We start from the raw sequence: 17,455 nt of genomic DNA on the forward strand, positions 1-17,455 counted from the left end.
TTCAAGCGACGGCAACGGCCGGCTGCGCACAGGCGGCCAGCATGCGATTGATGGAATCGGCCGCATCGCGGCCTTGCGCGACGGAGGTGACCGTCAGGTCCTCGCCGGCCTTCACGCAGTCGCCTCCCGCCCAGACATTGGCAACGGAGGTGCGGCCTTCCGAATCCACGGCGATGCGGTTGCCGGCCATGGCGAGCGAACCGAGCCCGGCCGCCTCGAAGGTCTGGCCGATGGCCTTGAAGATCTGGTCGGCGGCAAGAACGCCGGTCTCGCCGGTGCCGGTGAGCTTGCCGTCCCGCATCTCGGTATATTCCACCTCGATGCCGGCGACATGGCCGTCGCGTGCGATGACGCGCTTCGGCTGCAGCCAGTGGCGGATCATCACGCCCCTGGAGGCGGCGAGGTCCTGCTCGAATTCCGAGGCGTTCATGTGCTCCTTGCCGCGGCGGTAGCAGATCGTCACTTCCTCGGCGCCGAGCAGCTTCGCCTGCACGGCGGCGTCGATGGCCGTCATGCCGCCGCCGATGACGACGATGCGCCGGCCGACCGGGATGGCCGCCTTGTCCGCCGCCTGGCGCAGTTCCGCGATGAAATCGACCGCATCGACGACGCCGGGAAGGTTTTCGCCCTCCGCGCCGAGCGCGTTGACGCCGGCAAGGCCCATGCCGAGGAAGACGGCGTCGAAATTGCCGGTAAGGTCGGCGAGCGAAAAATCGCGGCCGAGTTTCAGGCCGTTCTTCACCTCGATGCCGCCGATGGAAAGCACGTAATCGACTTCCCGCTGGGCGAAATCATCGACCGCCTTGTAGGTGGCGATGCCGTATTCGTTGAGGCCGCCGGCCTTTTCGCGCGCCTCGAAGATGACGACGTCATGTCCGTCCATGGCAAGGCGGTGGGCGCAGGCGAGGCCCGCCGGGCCGGCGCCGACGACCGCCACGGCCTTGCCGGTGCGGGTGGCGCGTTGGTAGAAATGCTTGTTTTCCGTCATCGCCACGTCGGTCGCATAGCGCTGCAGGCGGCCGATCTCCACCGGGCGGTGCTCGGCGGTGTTGCGCACGCAGGCCTCTTCGCAGAGCGTCTCGGTGGGACAGACGCGGGCGCACATGCCGCCGAGGATGTTCTGGTCGAAGATGGTCTTGGCCGATCCGATCGGGTTGCCCGTCGAGATCTGGCGGATGAACATCGGAATGTCGATGGAGGTGGGACAGGCCGTCATGCACGGCGCGTCGTGACAGAAATAGCAGCGGTCGGCGGCGACCAGGGCCTCGTGATCGTCGAGGCGCGGATGAAGGTCGGAAAAGTTCGTCTCGTATTCGGCCGGCGTAAGACGCCCCCGATGAATCCCAGATTGCGTCGTTCCCATCTTTATCTCCCATTCGCGTGGGCTTTTTGAATCGGAGAACGGTAACTCAGGTTTATTTTTTTATCAAACGGTAAAACTTCAAAAGAAATGCTGGTTTTTCAGCGGTTACAGCGGGAATAAACATGAGGAAAGCGGTTATGTTTTCTTCCTGCCCTGCGGAGGGCTGTTCCGGCCGCGTCATTAGATGACGTTTGACAGGTCGCTGGAAAAGATGCAGCAAATCCTCTGGAACAGCAGGGGAAAACCATGGCGAAGCGGGTGGAAACGACCGGGCGGCTCGACGATGCGGCAAGGGCCGGCTGGCTCTATTACGTCGCGGGCCGCACGCAGGACGAGATCGCCGCCGCCATGGGCATCTCCCGCCAGTCGGCGCAGCGGCTCGTCTCGCTCGCCGTCGCCGAGCGGCTGATCAAGGTGCGGCTCGACCACCCGATCGCCGAATGCCTGGAGCTCGGCGAGGAGCTGAAGAAGAAATTCGGCCTCGTGCATGTCGATATCGTGCCGAGCGATCCGGGCTCGTCCTCCACGACGATCGGCATCGCGGAGGCGGGCGCGGCGGAGATCGAGCGCTGGCTGAAGAAATCCGAGCCGATCGTGCTCGCCGTCGGGACGGGGCGCACGCTGAAGGCGGCGATCGACCAGCTTCCGGCGATGGAATGTCCGCAGCACCGCATCATGTCGCTGACCGGCAATATCGGGCCGGACGGTTCGGCGGCCTATTACAACGTCATCTTCTCGATGGCCGATGCCGTCAAGGCGCGGCACTATCCGATGCCGTTGCCGGTGCTCGTCTCCTCCACGGAGGAGCGCGATCTCCTGCACAAGCAGAGCCTCGTGCAGTCGACCCTGCAACTCGGCCGCGAGGCCGACGTCGCCTTCGTTGGCATCGGCGAACTTGGCGCGGACGCGCCGCTCTGCCTCGACGGCTTCCTCGATCCGCAGGAGATGGCGCGGCTGATGGAGGAGGGGGCCGCCGGCGAGATCTGCGGCTGGATGTTCGACCGCGACGGCAAGCTGCTCGACGGCAGCATCAACGAGCGCGTCGCCTCCGTGCCGCTGCCGCCGCGCGAGACCACCACGGTCATCGGCCTTGCCAAGGGCAAGCGCAAATATGCGGCGCTGCTGGCGGCATTGCGCGGGCGCATGATCAACGGCGTCATCACCGACGAGGCGACCGCCCGCCACCTGCTTTCCGCCTGATCCGGACCGCCGCCGGACCCTCACCCCGAAAAATTTCTCCATGAGATTCAACGGTCGCTGCCCTGCTTTGTGCGGTGCAGCAACGAATGGCCGTTGACTTGTCGTGGCAATATGCGAGTAATTGCCCATGAGCAAAGCAAATGCTCAAAGCCTTTCTGGGAGGAAGATGATGTACTTGAAGACCCTTTTGCTGGGCACCTGCTCGGCTGCGCTCCTGTGCGGTTTCGCCAATGCCGAAACGCTGACCATCGCCACCGTGAACAACGGCGACATGATCCGCATGCAGGGGCTGACGGACGATTTCGCCGCCAAGAACCCCGATATCGAACTCAACTGGGTAACGCTGGAAGAGAACGTGCTGCGCGAGCGCGTCACGACCGACATCGCCACCAAGGGCGGCCAGTACGACATCGTCACGATCGGCAATTACGAAGTTCCGATCTGGGCGAAGCAGGGCTGGCTCGTCGCGCTCGACGGGCTCGGTGCCGACTATGACGCCGACGACCTGCTGCCGGCGATCCGGGGCGGCCTGTCGGTGGACGGCAAGCTCTACGCCGCGCCGTTCTACGGCGAATCCGCCATGATCATGTACCGCAAGGACCTGTTCGAGAAGGCGGGCCTGACCATGCCCGATTCCCCGACCTGGGAATTCATCGGCGAGGCCGCGCGCAAGATCACGGATCGCGGCGCCGACATCAGCGGCATGTGCCTGCGCGGCAAGGCCGGCTGGGGCGAGAACATGGCGTTCCTCACCGCGCTCAACAATTCGTTCGGCGGCCGGTGGTTCGACGAGAACTGGCAGCCGCAGTTCGACCAGCCGGAGTGGAAGGCCTCCCTCCAGTTCTACGTCGACATGATGAAGGATGCCGGCCCGCAGGGCGCGTCCTCGAACGGCTTCAACGAGAACCTGACGCTGTTCCAGCAGGGCAAGTGCGGCATGTGGATCGACGCCACGGTCGCCGCCTCCTTCGTATCCAACCCGAAGGACTCGACGGTCGCCGACAAGGTCGGCTACGCGATCTTCCCGGATACGGGCAACGGCAACCATGGCCATTGGCTGTGGTCTTGGAACCTTGCCGTGCCGGCAAGCTCCACCAAGGCCGAGGCCGCGCAGAAGTTCATCGCCTGGGCGACCGGCAAGGGCTACACCGAGCTCGTCGCCAGCAAGGAAGGCTGGGCGAACGTTCCCCCGGGCACGCGCACCTCGCTCTACAAGAACGCCGAATACGAGAAGGCGGCAGCCTTCGCAGCGCCGACCCTTGCGGCGATGGACGCGGCCGATATCACCAAGCCCTCGGTCAAGCCGGTGCCCTATACGGGCGGCCAGTTCGTGGCGATCCCTGAATTCCAGGGTCTCGGCACGACGGTCGGCCAGCTCTTCTCGGCCGTGCTCGCTGGCCAGTCCTCGGTAGAGGACGCGCTGGCCCAGGCCCAGACGACGGCCGTGCGCGAAATGACCCGCGCCGGCTACATCAAGTAATCCGTCTCTTCCCCAAGGACGGGCTGCCCGGATGCGCTCCGGGCAGCCGAGGACTCGGGAACACCGTGTGCGGCGCTTGCCCCTCATCCCCCTGCCGGGACCTTCTCCCCGCAGGCGGGAAGAAGGAGGAAGGCGGCGCGCCCATCGTTCCTCGCCCCGCTTGCGGGGAGAGGATGCCGGCAGGCAGGTGAGGGGCCGCTGACGCCCTGTTTGAATGACAGCATCGGCCGGCACACCGGCTCTCGGGAGGAAACGATGGCGACGGAGAACACGCGTGGCTTGGCGCGGCTGATGTTGGCGCCCTCAGTTGGGCTGCTTCTGGTCTGGATGATCGTGCCTCTGGCGATGACGCTTTGGTTCTCGTTCCAGAACTACAATCTCCTGAACCCGGCGAATGTCAGCTGGGCGGGGCTGTTCAACTACCAGTATTTCTACACCGACCCGGCCTTCTTCCAGTCGATCTGGAACACGCTGCTCATCGTCGGCGGGGTTTTGCTGATCACCGTCGTCGGCGGTGTCGGCATCGCGCTGCTGCTCGACCAGCCGATGTGGGGGCAGGGCATCGTGCGCATCATGATCATCTCGCCCTTCTTCGTCATGCCGCCGGTGGCGGCGCTGGTGTGGAAGAACATGATCATGCATCCCGGCTACGGGGTGCTGGCCGACATCAACCGGGCGCTCGGCTTCCAGCCGGTCGACTGGTTCGCCCAGTTCCCGCTGTTCTCGATCGTCATCATCGTCGCCTGGCAATGGCTGCCGTTTGCCACCCTCATCCTCTTGACCGCGCTGCAATCGCTCGACGGCGAGCAGAAGGAGGCGGCCGAGATGGACGGCGCCGGCTTCGTCTCGCGCTTCGTCTACCTGACGCTGCCGCACCTTGCCCGCTCGATCACCGTCGTCATCCTCATCCAGACGATCTTCCTGCTCGGCGTCTATGCGGAGATCCTCGTCACCACCAATGGCGGGCCGGGCTATGCCTCCACCAACCTGCCGTTCCTGATCTACCGCACGGCGCTTCTGGGCTACGACGTCGGCGGCGCCTCGGCCGGCGGCATCATCGCCGTGATCCTCGCCAACATCGTCGCCTTCTTCCTGATGCGCGCCGTCGGCAAGAACCTGGACAAATAGTTTATCGCAGTTCCGGACGGAAAACCGCTTCACACTTTTCCCGGACCTGCTTTTTGGGAGGAATACACCATGGCCCGCGCCGTCTCGACAAGACGAACCGTCGTCTTCACCATCGCCGCCTGGATCGTCGCGCTGATCCTCTTCTTCCCGATCCTCTACACGATCGTCACCTCGTTCAAGTCGGAGACCGAGGCGATCCAGGGTTTCGACCTCCTGCCCTCCGGCACGGTGGAGAGCTATGCGGCCGTGCAGGCGCAGAGCAACTACTTCAAGTTCTTCCTGAACTCGGTGATCATCTCGGTCGGCTCCACGCTGCTGGCGCTCTTGATCGCCGTGCCGGCCGCCTGGTCGATGGCCTTCTCGCCGACGCGGCGGACCAAGGACATCCTGATGTGGATGCTTTCCACCAAGATGATGCCGGCCGTCGCCGTGCTGGTGCCGATCTATCTCATCTTCCGCGACACCGGCCTGCTCGACAGCCGCCTCGGCCTCACCGTCATGCTGACGCTGATCAACCTGCCGATCGTCATCTGGATGCTCTACACCTATTTCCGCGAGATCCCCGGCGAGATCCTGGAGGCCGCGCGCATGGACGGGGCCTCGCTGTGGGGCGAGATCGTCTACGTGCTGACGCCGATGGCGGTGCCGGGCATCGCCTCCACCATGCTGCTCAACATCATCCTGGCGTGGAACGAGGCCTTCTGGACGATCCGGCTGACGACGACGAACGCGGCGCCGCTGACGGCCTTCATCGCCTCGTTCTCCAGTCCGCAAGGCCTGTTCTGGGCGAAGCTGTCGGCGGCCTCCACGCTCGCCATCGCCCCCATCCTGATCATGGGGTGGTTCAGCCAGAAGCAGCTTGTCCGCGGCCTGACCTTCGGCGCCGTGAAGTAACGAAGAGAGATCGGGGAGACAGCCATGGGCAAGATCATTCTCAAAAAGGTCAACAAGAGTTTTGGCGCCACGCAGGTCATTCCCGGCATCGACCTTGCCATCGAGGACGGCGAGTTCGTCGTCTTCGTCGGCCCGTCGGGCTGCGGCAAGTCCACGCTCCTGCGCCTCATCGCCGGGCTGGAGGACACGACGGGCGGCTCGATCGAGATCGACGGCAAGGACGTGACGGGCGCCGCCCCGGCAAAGCGCGGCCTTGCCATGGTGTTCCAGTCCTATGCGCTCTATCCGCACATGACGGTGAAGAATAACATCGCCTTCCCGCTGAAGATGGCGAAGATGGATCCGGCGGCGATCGACAGGAAGGTGACGGAGGCCGCCCGTGTGCTCAACCTCACCAACTATCTCGAACGCCGCCCGGGCCAGCTTTCCGGCGGCCAGCGCCAGCGCGTGGCGATCGGCCGGGCGATCGTGCGCGAGCCGTCGGCCTTTCTCTTCGACGAGCCTTTGTCCAACCTCGACGCGGCGCTGCGCGGCACGATGCGCCTTGAGATCAGCGAGCTGCACCACCAGCTCAAGACGACGATGGTCTACGTCACGCACGACCAGGTCGAGGCGATGACGATGGCCGACAAGATCGTCGTTCTCAACGCCGGCAATATCGAGCAGGTCGGCTCGCCGCTCGATCTCTACAACAAGCCCGACAACCTGTTCGTCGCCGGCTTCATCGGCTCGCCGCGCATGAACTTCGTCACGGGCGAGGCGGCCAGGCCCTACAATGCCCCGACCGTCGGCATCCGGCCGGAACATATCGCGCTGTCCAGGCAGAGCGGGACGTGGAAGGGCGTCGTCGGGGTCGCCGAACATCTCGGCTCCGACACGTTCCTGCACGTCAATGCCGAGGGCATCGGCATGTTCACCGTGCGCGCCGGCGGCGACGTCCCCGTCACCCACGGCGACACCGTCTTCCTCACCCCGGACGAAACGCGCATCCATCGCTTCGACGACGCCGGGAAGGCCATCCGATGAAACGCCTCGCCGGCAAGAGCGCGCTGATCACCGGGTCGGCGCGCGGCATCGGCCGCGCTTTCGCCGAGGCCTATGCGCGCGAGGGCGCGCGCGTCGCCATCGCCGACATCGATAGCGAACGGGCGGCGGCGACGGCCCGCGAGATCGGCCCGGCCGCCTATGCGGTCGAGATGGACGTGACGCGGCAGGCTTCGATCGACGCGGCCGTCGCGGCCTGCGTGAAGGAGGCCGGCGGCATCGACATCCTCATCAACAATGCCGCGCTGTTCGACCTGGCGCCGATCGTCGAGATCACGCGCGAGAGCTACGAGAAACTGTTCTCGATAAACGTCGCCGGCACGCTCTTCACCCTGCAGGCGGTGGCCAGGCAGATGATCGCGCAGGGGCGCGGCGGCAAGATCATCAACATGGCGAGCCAGGCCGGGCGGCGCGGCGAGGCGCTGGTCGGCGTCTATTGCGCCACCAAGGCGGCGGTCATCAGCCTCACCCAGTCGGCCGGGCTGAACCTCATCGCGCACGGCATCAACGTCAACGCGATCGCGCCCGGCGTGGTCGACGGCGAGCATTGGGACGGCGTCGACGCGCTCTTCGCCCGCTACGAGAACCGGCCGCTCGGCGAGAAGAAGCGGCTGGTCGGCAAGGAGGTGCCCTTCGGCCGCATGGGCACCGCCGAGGACCTGACGGGCATGGCGGTCTTCCTCGCCTCGCAGGAGAGCAACTACATCGTCGCCCAGACCTACAATGTCGACGGCGGCAACTGGATGAGCTGAGGCCCGCGGCAAGCGGACCCGGCCCGGAATAGACCGGACAACCGGAAGGAATGGACCATGACCACGAAACTGTCGCTCGCCACCCTCGATGCGGTCGAAAGGACCGCAGGCGTTCCGGCCTACGGGCGCGACGGCCTTGCAGCGGGCATCGTGCATTTCGGCGTCGGCAACTTCCACCGGGCGCACCAGGCGGTCTATCTCGACGATCTCTTCAATCTCGGCCTCGATCATGACTGGGCGATCGTCGGCGCCGGCGTCCTGCCCTCCGATGCGGCGATGCGCGACAAGCTGGCCGGCCAGGACTTCCTGACCACCGTCGTCGAGCAGGACAACAATCGCTCCGGCGCGCGCGTCACCGGCGCGATGATCGGCTACCTTGCGCCCGGCAACCCGGCAGTGACCATCGCGCAACTGGCGGACCCGGCGATCCGCATCGTCTCGCTGACCATCACCGAGGGCGGTTATTTCATCGATCCCGCCTCCGGCGTCTTCGATCCGGCCCACCCGGCGATCGCCGCCGATGCCGCCAGCCCGGCCGATCCGAAGACCGTCTTCGGCCTCATTCTCGCCGGCCTGAAGGCGCGCAGGGACAAGGGCATTGCGCCCTATACCGTCATGTCCTGCGACAACATCCCGGGCAATGGCGAGGTGACGCACGCCGCCGTCTCCGGCCTCGCCCGCCTTTCCGATCCCGCTCTTGCCGACTGGATCGACGCCAACGTCGCCTTCCCGAACGGCATGGTCGACCGCATCACGCCGGCGACCGGGCCGCGGGAGATCGGCATCGTCGCGGACGACTACGACATCGACGACGCCTGGCCGGTCTTCTGCGAGGAGTTCAAGCAATGGGTGCTGGAGGATCGTTTCCCTGAGGGCCGCCCGGCGCTGGAAAAGGCCGGCGTGCAGTTCGTGCCCGATGTGGCGCCCTACGAGCACATGAAGATCCGTATCCTCAACGGCGGCCATGCGGCAATCGCCTATCCGGCCGCCCTGCTCGATATCCATTTCGTGCACGAGGCGATGGAGGATCCCGATATCCGCGCCTTCCTCGCCAAGCTGGAGCGCGAGGAGATCATTCCCGTCATCCCGCCCGTGCCGGACACGGACCTCAACGACTATTTCTCGCTGATCGAGCGCCGTTTCCTGAACCCCAAGATCGCCGACACCATCCCGCGGCTGGCGCAGGACGGCTCCAACCGCCAGCCGAAGTTCATCCTGCCCTCCACCGCCGACCGGCTGGCGCGTGGCGAGGACGTCGTCGGCCTCGCGCTCGTCTCGGCGCTGTGGTGCCATTATCTCGCCGGCGCGACCGACAGCGGCAAGGCGATCACCTTCAACGATCCCAATATCGACCGCATCCACGCCGCGGCGACGGCGGCCAAGAGCGATCCCGACGCCTTCCTGGAGCTGAAGGACATTTTTGGCGCGGTGGCGGGGTCGGATCTCTTCCGCAGGCGCTTTGCCAATGCCCTGAAATCCCTCCAGCAGAAGGGGACGCGGGCGACGCTCAAGGCCTATCTGGACGACAGGCTCGCCAATTGAGGAAACCCCCACAATTCCGGGGCTTTCCAAGCGCAGGAGCAGACAGTACGAGGGAGGCCTGACAATGGAACGGGACGTCATGGCCGCCAAACGGACAGAACTGGTGATCTTTGATTGCGACGGCGTGCTCGTCGACAGCGAACCGATTTCGATCGCGGTGCTGGTCGAGGCGCTGGCCGCGGCGGGCGTCGCGATGAGCGCCCAGGAGGCCCATGAGCGTTTCCTGGGCCGCAGCCTGAAGAGCATGTCGGAAATCCTGCATGCCGATTACGGGCTCGCGATCGACGCAGCCTTCCTGGACGCGATGCGCAAGGTGCTCTACGAGCGCTTCCGCACGGAGCTTCGGCCGATAGACGGCATCGCCGAAACGGTGGACGGGCTCGGCATCGCCCATTGCGTGGCCTCCTCCAGCCAGCTGGAGCGCATCCGCCTGTCGCTTTCCGTCACCGGCCTCATCGACAGGTTCGAGCCGAACATCTTCAGTGCCAGCATGGTCCCGCGCGGCAAGCCGGCGCCCGATCTCTTCCTGCATGCCAGCGCGGCGATGGGGGTCGCGCCCGGCCATTGCGTGGTGGTGGAGGACAGTCCTGCGGGCATCACGGCGGCGAAATCCGCCGGCATGCGGGTGGTCGCCTTTACCGGCGGCTCCCACGCGCGCGCGCCGCGCCACCGCGAGGCGCTGCTCAGCCTCAATCCCGACGTCCTGTTTGACGACATGCGGGAATTGTTACAGTTTGTCCGCGAGGAAGAGGCCGGCGGGAAAGAACATTGATGCGCGATCTGATCGTTGCGGTGGACATCGGCACGGGCAGTGCCCGGGCCGGCGTCTTCGACCGGAGCGGTGCTCCCTTGGGGCGTTCCGAGCACCCGATCGCCCTGCGCCGGCCCGGCGTGAACCATGCCGAGCACGATTCGGAAGATATCTGGCGGGCGGCCTGCGCCGCGGTGAGGGCAGCCCGTGCGCTTGCGGGCGTCGAGGCGGAGCGCATCGCTGCGCTCGGCATCGATGCGACCTGCTCGCTGGTGGTCAGGGATACGGCGGGACGGCCTCTGGCCGTCTCCGGCGGCGAGGAAGCCCGCTGGGACACGATCGCCTGGTTCGATCACCGCGCGCTGGAAGAGGCGGACCGCTGCACGGCGACGGATCACCCGGCGCTGGCCCATTCGGGCCGCGTCATGTCGCCGGAAATGGAAATGCCCAAGCTGATGTGGCTGAAGCGCCATCGGCCGGAACAATGGGCGAAGACGGGCTATGTCTTCGACCTCGCCGATTTCATGACCTGGCGGGCGACCCGCGTGAATGTCCGCTCGCGCTGCACGATGACGGCGAAATGGAACTATCTCTCCCATGAAGGACAGCCCTGGAACGACGGCTTCCTGAACGCGATCGGCCTTGGGGACCTGCGCGAGCGCGCCGCGCTGCCGCAGGAAACGCTGGCGGTCGGCCGGGCCGTCGGGCGCCTTGCGCCGGAGGCCGCCGCGGAACTCGGCCTCGATACGGGCTGCGTGGTCGCGGCCGGCCTGATCGATGCCTATGCCGGCGCGTTCGGGGTGCTCGGGCCCTTTGCCGGCGTGCCGGAGACGCTGGAGCGCCAGCTTGCCCTCATCGGCGGCACGTCGAGCTGCATCGTCGCCTTCTCGCGCGAGAAGCGGTTCGGCTTCGGCATGTGGGGGCCTTATTACGAGGCGGTTCTGCCGGGCTGGTGGCTGGTCGAGGGCGGGCAGTCGGCGACGGGCGCGCTGCTCGACCATGTCGTGCGCACGCACAGCGCGGGCGGCGAGCCTTCGGCGGCGAACCATGCGCGCATCGTCGCGCGCATCCGCGCAATGCAGGCGGAAGAGGGCGAGGCTTTCGCCGCGCGGCTGCATGTGCTGCCGGATTTCCACGGCAACCGCTCGCCGCTGGCCGATCCGCACGCCCTCGGCGTGGTCAGCGGCCTTTCGCTCGATGCCTCCTTCGATGGGCTCTGCCGCCTCTACTGGCGGACCTCGGTCGCCATCGCGCTCGGCATCCGCCATATCCTCGAACGGCTCGGTGCGGACGGCTACCCGCTCGATACGCTGCATGTCGCCGGCGGCCATGTGCGCAATCCGCTGCTGATGGAGCTCTACCGCGACGTCACCGGCTGCCGTCTCGTGGTGCCGCAGACCGCCGATGCGGTGCTGCTCGGTACCGCCATGGCGGCGGCGGTGGCCGGCGGGCTGCATGCCGACCTTCCGGCGGCGGGCCGGCAGATGTATCCGGGCAGCAGCGCCTTCCTTCCCGATCCGGCCCGCAAGGCCGGCTACGACCGTGACTATCGCCGTTTTCTCGCGCTCCATCGGCACCGCGCCGAGCTGGAAGCGATCGACTGAAAACGATCTGAAAAAAAATTCGACGGGCGGGAACCAAATCCTTCTTCGCAAGTTTCTCAGGCATCACCGGTCAGCGCATGTCCCCCACATGCGAGGCCTTCGACTGGTGATCGACCACGATACCGTGTCCCCCTCCGGTCCGTGGATACTCAAGCAGCCAGTGTCTCCCAGACGCTGGCTGTTTTCTTTCGTGGCATCGGCGGAAACGTGAAGAGGGCGGCGGATGTATCTCCCACCGCCCCCTGTTTTCGGGCAAGGAAAAGGCGGCGGTGGGCGTGCCTCCCACCGCCCCCTGTTTTCGGGCAAGGAAAAGGCGGCGGTGGGCGTGCCTCCCACCGCCCCCTGTTTTCGGGCAAGGAAAAGGCGGCGGTGGGCGTGCCTCCCACCGCCCCTGTTTTCGGGCAAGGAAAAGGCGGCGGTGGGCGTGCCTCCCACCGCCCCTGTTTTCGGGCAAGGAAAAGGCGGCGGTGGGCGTGCCTCCCACCGCCGCCGGCTGCGCCGCCGCTGCGGCCGTCCGGGAGCGAGATCAGGCCGCGGCGCGCGCTTGCGGGGTGAAGAGGAGAGCTTGGTTGATGAGCACCTTCACCTGCTCCGGATTGAACGGTTTGGAAACGAGGAAGGCCGGTTCCGGCCGCTCGCCGGTGAGCAGCCGCTCGGGATAGGCGGTGATGAAGATCACCGGGATGTCGGTGCGGGCGAGGATGGAGTTGACCGCATCGATGCCGGAACTTCCGTCGGCAAGGCGCACGTCGGCAAGCACGAGGCCGGGCCGGCTGTCGCTCCAGAGCGTCTCGGCCTCGGCCTGCGTGCGGGCGATGCCGGTGACGCGATGGCCCATGCCGTTGACCATGTGGGCAAGGTCGAGGGCGATCAGCGGCTCGTCCTCGATGATCATGATGCCGGTCTCGGCCTGCGCCGCGATTTCCGCGAAGGCGGCGTCGAGCAGGGCGCGGATGGTGGTCGCCTCGGCGTCGAGGATGTCCGCCGTCTTCTCGACGGTGAAGCCCTCGACGGTCGCCAGCAGCAACGCCTGCCGGCCGAGCGGGGGCACGCCGGAAAGATCGAACGGGACCTCCGTGCCGGGCGCGATGGCGCCGGCGCCGCGGCTGAGGGAAACCGGCAGGGAGGAAATGATGCGGCTGAGGAGACCGAAGAGCCTTGCCTTGTCGTCCTCGCCCTCCGGCATGACGGAGGGATCGATCAGGATGGTCTCGAGGGTCGCCGCCACATAGGCATCGCCGGAGGGCTGTGTTCCCGTCAGCGCGCGGGCATAGCGGCGCAGCGCCGGAAGGTGCGGTCCGATGCGGTCGGAAATCGGCATGGTGGTCCCCTGTTCTTGTCGTGTTCGAGTTGGCAGTCGAGGGTTTGAACGCGAAAGCCAAATTAAGGTTCCGGCACCGGGAACTTTTTTTGGCGCCGGGCATTTCCACGCCGAATTCGTCACACGGACAGATGAAAGATGAGAGTGGCACAGTGAATAGCGTGGACAAGAAAAGAAGCGGGAAACGATCTTCCGCGAGCGACGACCCCAATGCGCAGATTGCGATGAAGCTTCGAGCCTTCTACCATCAAGTTCAGGATGAGGCGCTTCCCCAGAGGTTCCTGGATCTTCTCGAGAAACTGGATGCGGTGGAAAACCGCGTGCAACGGGCCGATTGAGGGTAGGATGGATCAGGAACAGACGACGTTCAAACGGGAACTGCTGGCGGTTCTGCCGAGCCTGCGCGCCTTTGCAATTTCTCTCATCGGCCGGCACGACCAGGCCGACGATCTCGTGCAGGACACGATCATGAAGGCCTGGGCCAAGCAGGAACAGTTCGAGATGGGCACGAACATGAAGGCCTGGCTCTTCACGATCCTGCGCAACGAACTCTACAGCAAGATGCGCAAGCGCGGCCGCGAGGTGCAGGATTCCGACGGTCTCTTCACCGAGAACCTGGCACAGCACCCTTCGCAATACGGCTCGCTCGACATGCAGGACTTCAAGAAGGCGCTGGAGAAGCTGCCGGACGAACAGCGCGAGGCGATCATCCTGGTCGGCGCTTCCGGCTTCTCCTATGAAGAGGCCGCCGAGATCTGCGGCTGCGCGCTGGGCACCATCAAGAGCCGTGTCAACCGCGCCCGCCAGCGCCTGCAGGAACTGTTGCAGGTGAGCGGCGAAAGCGATTATGGCCCGGATGCGGTTTCCGCGCCGATCACCTCGCGCGCCTTCGCATCCTGATGTAACGAAACATGGGCCGTCCGCGACCTTGCGGACGGCGGCAAAACAAGGGGGATCGGGGCGAACAGCGGCCGCCGGCGAAAGCCAGGGGTGAAATCGGACGCGGAATCGCATACCGAAGGCGAATGAAGGACAACGTTCTGACAGTATCGTCCGATGTTGCAGCGGTTCTGGACGCACCGGACCGCCTGGCGGCGCTCGATGCCGCGATGCCGGTCTTCCTCGGCCCCGATCCCGATTTCGACGATATCGCGGGCCTTGCCGCCGGCCTCTTCGACGTGCCGATCGCGCTCGTCACCATTCTCGGCCGCACGGACCAGTGGTTCCTCGCGCGCCAGGGCGTGCCGGATATCAGGGCGCCGTCGGACGCATCCTTCTGCGCGCGCATGATTGCGGAACACCCCACCGAGCCGCTCGTCATCGCCGATGCCTGCAAGGATGCGCGGTTTTCCGGGGTGCCGAGCGTCGTCGGCCCGCCGCACCTGCGCTTTTATGCCGGCGTGCCGATCATCGTGGACGATCAGCCGATCGGCACGGTCTGCGTTTTCGATACGAAGCCGCATGCGCGCACCGCCCCGGACCTTCCGCCGCGGCTGCGGCAACTGGCCTCGCTTGCCGCCTCGCTCATCAAGCTGAAGGACGAGGCCCGGCGGCGCATGCTGGCTGCCGAAGCCCTTTCGCGCGACGAGAAGCGCCATGCCCTGGCGCTCGATGCGGCCAATGTCGCAAGCTGGCTGTGGGACCTGTCGACGGGCATGGTCTCCGGCAACGACACCTTCTATCGCATGCTCGGCGTCAAGCCGGCCAGGCCCATGCGGGCGCGACGGTTCTTCACCGCCGTATATCCGGCGGACCGCAAGGTGACCATCGGACGCCTGCGCGATGCGCTCGCCTCCGGCAAGGAATATGACGGTCTCTTCCGGGCGGAGAAATCCGGCCGCTGGCTGCTCGGGCGCGGGCGCGTGCACGAATGGGACGCGGAGGGCCGGCCGACCGTCTTCCTCGGCATCAATGTGGATGTGACGGAGGGGCAGCTCGCCTCCGAGCGCACGCGGCTTTTGCTGCGCGAGCTCAACCACCGGGTCAAGAACACGCTGGCCATGCTGCAGTCGCTCGCCCGTCAGACCCTTCGCCAGACGAGCGATCCGGTCGAGTTCATGGATGCTTTCGCCGGGCGCCTGCAATCGCTCTCCGAGGCGCACGGCCTGCTCAGCGACCACGAATGGGGCGTCATCCACCTCAAGATGCTGCTGCAAAAGCAGATCATGCCCTATGCGCTCGACTTCGACAGTCAGATCGAAATCCACAAGGACGAGGTGGAACTGGGGCCGGACCAAGCGGTCGGCCTCGGGCTCGTCCTTCACGAACTGGCCACCAATGCGCGCAAGTACGGCGCGCTGTCGGTGCGCTCGGGCAAGGTGGTGATCACTGCCCGCGTCGTGAAGGAAGAGGACCAGAACGTGCTCAACATGACCTGGCACGAGGTCGGCGGGCCGCCGGTCAAGCCCACCGGCCGGCGCGGCTTTGGCTCGGTGCTGATCGAGCGCAGCCTCGACAAGGTCCTCGGCAGCAGCGTGCATGTCGAATATCTACCCAAGGGCGTCACGGCGTTGATCCGCATGCCGCTCTGAGGCGGCATGCGGATCAGCGGATATCTGGAAATCAGTCGTCGTCGCGGCGGGATTTCGGCGCGAGCAGGAAGCCGAGGGCGAGCGCGACGGCGATCGCGGCGAGGGGCTTTTTCATCGCGACGGTGGCGGCCGCCGCCATCAGGTCGCGGCGCGCGGCAAGCTGCTGGCGGCGAATGCGGCGCAGTTCCCGCTCCCTCCGGTTGCGCATGGCGACGACGGCCAGCACGATGAGCGCGAGCAGCAGGAAGCCGCCGGCAAGGCCGAAGAGCGCCGGCACGGCGCCGTAGCGCTGCGCGAGCAGCACGGCGGTGGCGACGACGCCGAGACCGTAGGCGGTTACCAGCAGGAGGCCGATCGCAGCGCCCGCGATCGCATTGCGCTTGGCGACGTCCATAGTCTCGTCCACCCGGTCGGTGACGCGGGTGACGAGATTTTGCAGGAGAATGGCCCCCAGTGACAGCATGCCTTTGACGCTCCGCATCGGGAGGGACGCCGGCCGGCGCCCCGGGAGGGTGGAATGGAAGGGGTCAGCGCCGCAGGAGGGCGGCGAGCAGGAAGCCGGCGGCGGCCGCCACCCCCAGGGTCGCGAGCGGATGCTCCTTCACCGCCTTGCGGGCGCGGCGGCCGGAATGCCCGTAGCGCGCCTGGAAGTCGGCGAGGATATCCTCGCCCGCGGCGATCATGTCGCGGATGTCGCCCTGGGCGCGGTCCTTCAGGTCGTGCGCGGCCTCGCTCGCCTGCGCCTTCGCGGCGCGGGCCTTCCTGCGGATGCCGCTAGCCCCGCTCGATGCGTCGTCGGCGAGCAGTTTGGCGAGGGAGGCGATCTCCGCGCGCAGGTCCGCGATCTGCTCCTCGACGGCCTGGGCCTCGTCCTGGATGCCGTCGCGAAGGCTCTTGCTGCGGGATGAAAACAGTCCGTTGGCCATGCCGTTTCTCCTTTTGCGGTCGCCCGCGGATGCGCGGGCCGAACAGCGCTCCACCCCCTTGGCGGAACGGTCTTTCCGGGTCAAACAACGGCGGCAGGGGCAAAAGGTTCCGTAAGGCGCTGGAAAATCAGGCCGAAGCGGTGTGCGGCAGCACGAAGGGAACGCCGGTGGCCGGCACGCCGTTGATGCGCATGCGGCAGCCGAAGACGGCCTCCATCGCATCGTCGGTCATCACCTTTGCGGGCGGGCCGGCGCGCTCGATGCGGCCGCTCTTCATCATCACCATGTGATCGGCGAACATGGCGGTGAGGTTGAGGTCGTGCATGACCGCGATCACGCCGCCGCCGCCGGCGCAATAGCGCCGCGCAAGCGTCATGATCGTCAGCTGGTGGCGGATGTCGAGGGCGGAGACCGGCTCGTCGAGCATTAGGAAGCAGGGCTCGCCGTCGAGAACCGGCTCCCAGATCTGCGAGAGCACGCGGGCAAGCTGCACGCGCTGCTGCTCGCCGCCGGAAAGCTCCTGGTAGAAGCGGCCGGCAAAACCTGCAAGATCGACGGCGGCGAGCGCTTCGGCGGTGATCGCGTCGATGCGCTCGGCATGGCGGTTCGGACCGACGGTGAGGCCGAGCCGGACGATCTCGCGCACGGTGAAGGGGAAGGCGATGGTGGCGGCCTGCGGCAGCACGGCACGCTTGACGGCAAGCTGCCAGGGTTCGAGCGTGCCGAGGGCATGGCCGTTGATGGTGATCTCGCCCTTGCTCGGCAGCTCGCCGGCGACCGCCTTCATCATGGTCGTCTTGCCGGATCCGTTCGGGCCGACGATGGCGGTGAGCTGGCCGGCTCTGGCCTCCAGCGACACGCCGTGCACGATGGTCTTGCCCGAAAGGGCGACGGTGAGGTTTCTTGCGGTGATCATGGC

General features: G+C 66.2%; 17 protein-coding genes. 12 read left to right on the plus strand and 5 right to left on the minus strand.

Annotation, left to right across the window (positions count from 1 at the left end):
• Position 1: 1 nt before the first annotated feature.
• Positions 2-1,363 carry an NAD(P)-dependent oxidoreductase gene (locus AB3G45_RS11015; RefSeq protein ID WP_367830589.1) on the minus strand — a complete coding sequence of 454 codons (1,362 nt, stop codon included), beginning with the start codon at positions 1,361-1,363 and terminating at the stop codon, positions 2-4.
• Positions 1,364-1,609: 246 nt separating this feature from the next.
• Here AB3G45_RS11015 and AB3G45_RS11020 point away from each other — a divergent pair, with 246 nt between their 5' ends.
• From AB3G45_RS11020 to AB3G45_RS11060, 9 genes are all read left to right on the plus strand, one after another.
• The gene (locus AB3G45_RS11020; RefSeq protein WP_367830590.1) at positions 1,610-2,563 is read left to right on the plus strand and encodes a sugar-binding transcriptional regulator; all 954 of its coding nucleotides are present in this window, start codon (positions 1,610-1,612) and stop codon (positions 2,561-2,563) included.
• Between the two features lie 169 nt (positions 2,564-2,732).
• A complete protein-coding gene (locus AB3G45_RS11025) occupies positions 2,733-4,043 on the plus strand; it encodes a sugar ABC transporter substrate-binding protein (RefSeq protein WP_367830591.1) in 1,311 nt (436 codons plus the stop codon).
• Positions 4,044-4,298: 255 nt separating this feature from the next.
• On the plus strand, positions 4,299-5,171 hold the full coding sequence (locus AB3G45_RS11030; protein WP_367828898.1) for a carbohydrate ABC transporter permease: 873 nt from the start codon (positions 4,299-4,301) through the stop codon (positions 5,169-5,171).
• A 69-nt stretch (positions 5,172-5,240) separates the two neighbouring features.
• Positions 5,241-6,065, plus strand: coding sequence for a carbohydrate ABC transporter permease (locus AB3G45_RS11035; RefSeq protein WP_367828899.1), 825 nt, complete (start codon positions 5,241-5,243; stop codon positions 6,063-6,065).
• Positions 6,066-6,089: 24 nt separating this feature from the next.
• On the plus strand, positions 6,090-7,091 hold the full coding sequence (locus AB3G45_RS11040; protein WP_367830592.1) for an ABC transporter ATP-binding protein: 1,002 nt from the start codon (positions 6,090-6,092) through the stop codon (positions 7,089-7,091).
• Entirely contained in the window at positions 7,088-7,861 is a 774-nt protein-coding gene (locus tag AB3G45_RS11045) for an L-iditol 2-dehydrogenase (protein WP_367830593.1), read from the plus strand. Before AB3G45_RS11040 ends, AB3G45_RS11045 begins: the two co-directional genes overlap by 4 nt.
• Before the next feature lie 57 nt (positions 7,862-7,918).
• Positions 7,919-9,403 carry a mannitol dehydrogenase family protein gene (locus AB3G45_RS11050; protein WP_367830594.1) on the plus strand — a complete coding sequence of 495 codons (1,485 nt, stop codon included), beginning with the start codon at positions 7,919-7,921 and terminating at the stop codon, positions 9,401-9,403.
• Between the two features lie 79 nt (positions 9,404-9,482).
• Entirely contained in the window at positions 9,483-10,175 is a 693-nt protein-coding gene (locus AB3G45_RS11055) for an HAD family hydrolase (RefSeq protein WP_367833558.1), read from the plus strand.
• On the plus strand, positions 10,175-11,758 hold the full coding sequence (locus tag AB3G45_RS11060) for an FGGY-family carbohydrate kinase (RefSeq protein ID WP_367830595.1): 1,584 nt from the start codon (positions 10,175-10,177) through the stop codon (positions 11,756-11,758). Before AB3G45_RS11055 ends, AB3G45_RS11060 begins: the two co-directional genes overlap by 1 nt.
• Positions 11,759-12,284: 526 nt before the next feature.
• Here the strand turns inward: AB3G45_RS11060 and AB3G45_RS11065 are convergent.
• On the minus strand, positions 12,285-13,079 hold the full coding sequence (locus AB3G45_RS11065) for a response regulator (RefSeq protein ID WP_367830596.1): 795 nt from the start codon (positions 13,077-13,079) through the stop codon (positions 12,285-12,287).
• Between the two features lie 131 nt (positions 13,080-13,210).
• On the opposite strand from AB3G45_RS11065, the gene AB3G45_RS11070 reads away from it, so the two are divergent.
• From AB3G45_RS11070 to AB3G45_RS11080, 3 genes are all read left to right on the plus strand, one after another.
• Entirely contained in the window at positions 13,211-13,417 is a 207-nt protein-coding gene (locus AB3G45_RS11070) for a NepR family anti-sigma factor (RefSeq protein WP_367833559.1), read from the plus strand.
• A gap of 7 nt (positions 13,418-13,424) precedes the next feature.
• Positions 13,425-13,979, plus strand: coding sequence for an RNA polymerase sigma factor (locus tag AB3G45_RS11075; RefSeq protein WP_367830597.1), 555 nt, complete (start codon positions 13,425-13,427; stop codon positions 13,977-13,979).
• Positions 13,980-14,104: 125 nt separating this feature from the next.
• Positions 14,105-15,610, plus strand: coding sequence for a sensor histidine kinase (locus tag AB3G45_RS11080; protein WP_367830598.1), 1,506 nt, complete (start codon positions 14,105-14,107; stop codon positions 15,608-15,610).
• Positions 15,611-15,641: 31 nt separating this feature from the next.
• Here the strand turns inward: AB3G45_RS11080 and AB3G45_RS11085 are convergent, their stop codons facing one another.
• The 3 genes from AB3G45_RS11085 to AB3G45_RS11095 all read right to left on the minus strand — a co-directional run bounded on the left by AB3G45_RS11085 (position 15,642) and on the right by AB3G45_RS11095 (position 17,452).
• The gene (locus tag AB3G45_RS11085; protein ID WP_367830599.1) at positions 15,642-16,073 is read right to left on the minus strand and encodes a hypothetical protein; all 432 of its coding nucleotides are present in this window, start codon (positions 16,071-16,073) and stop codon (positions 15,642-15,644) included.
• 64 nt (positions 16,074-16,137) lie between these two features.
• Entirely contained in the window at positions 16,138-16,536 is a 399-nt protein-coding gene (locus AB3G45_RS11090) for a hypothetical protein (protein WP_367830600.1), read from the minus strand.
• 127 nt (positions 16,537-16,663) lie between these two features.
• Positions 16,664-17,452, minus strand: a complete 789-nt coding sequence (locus tag AB3G45_RS11095) for a heme ABC transporter ATP-binding protein (protein WP_367830601.1) — start codon at positions 17,450-17,452, stop codon at positions 16,664-16,666.
• Positions 17,453-17,455 lie beyond the last annotated feature (3 nt).

Source organism: Shinella sp. S4-D37, assembly GCF_040812195.1.
Classification (GTDB): domain Bacteria; phylum Pseudomonadota; class Alphaproteobacteria; order Rhizobiales; family Rhizobiaceae; genus Shinella.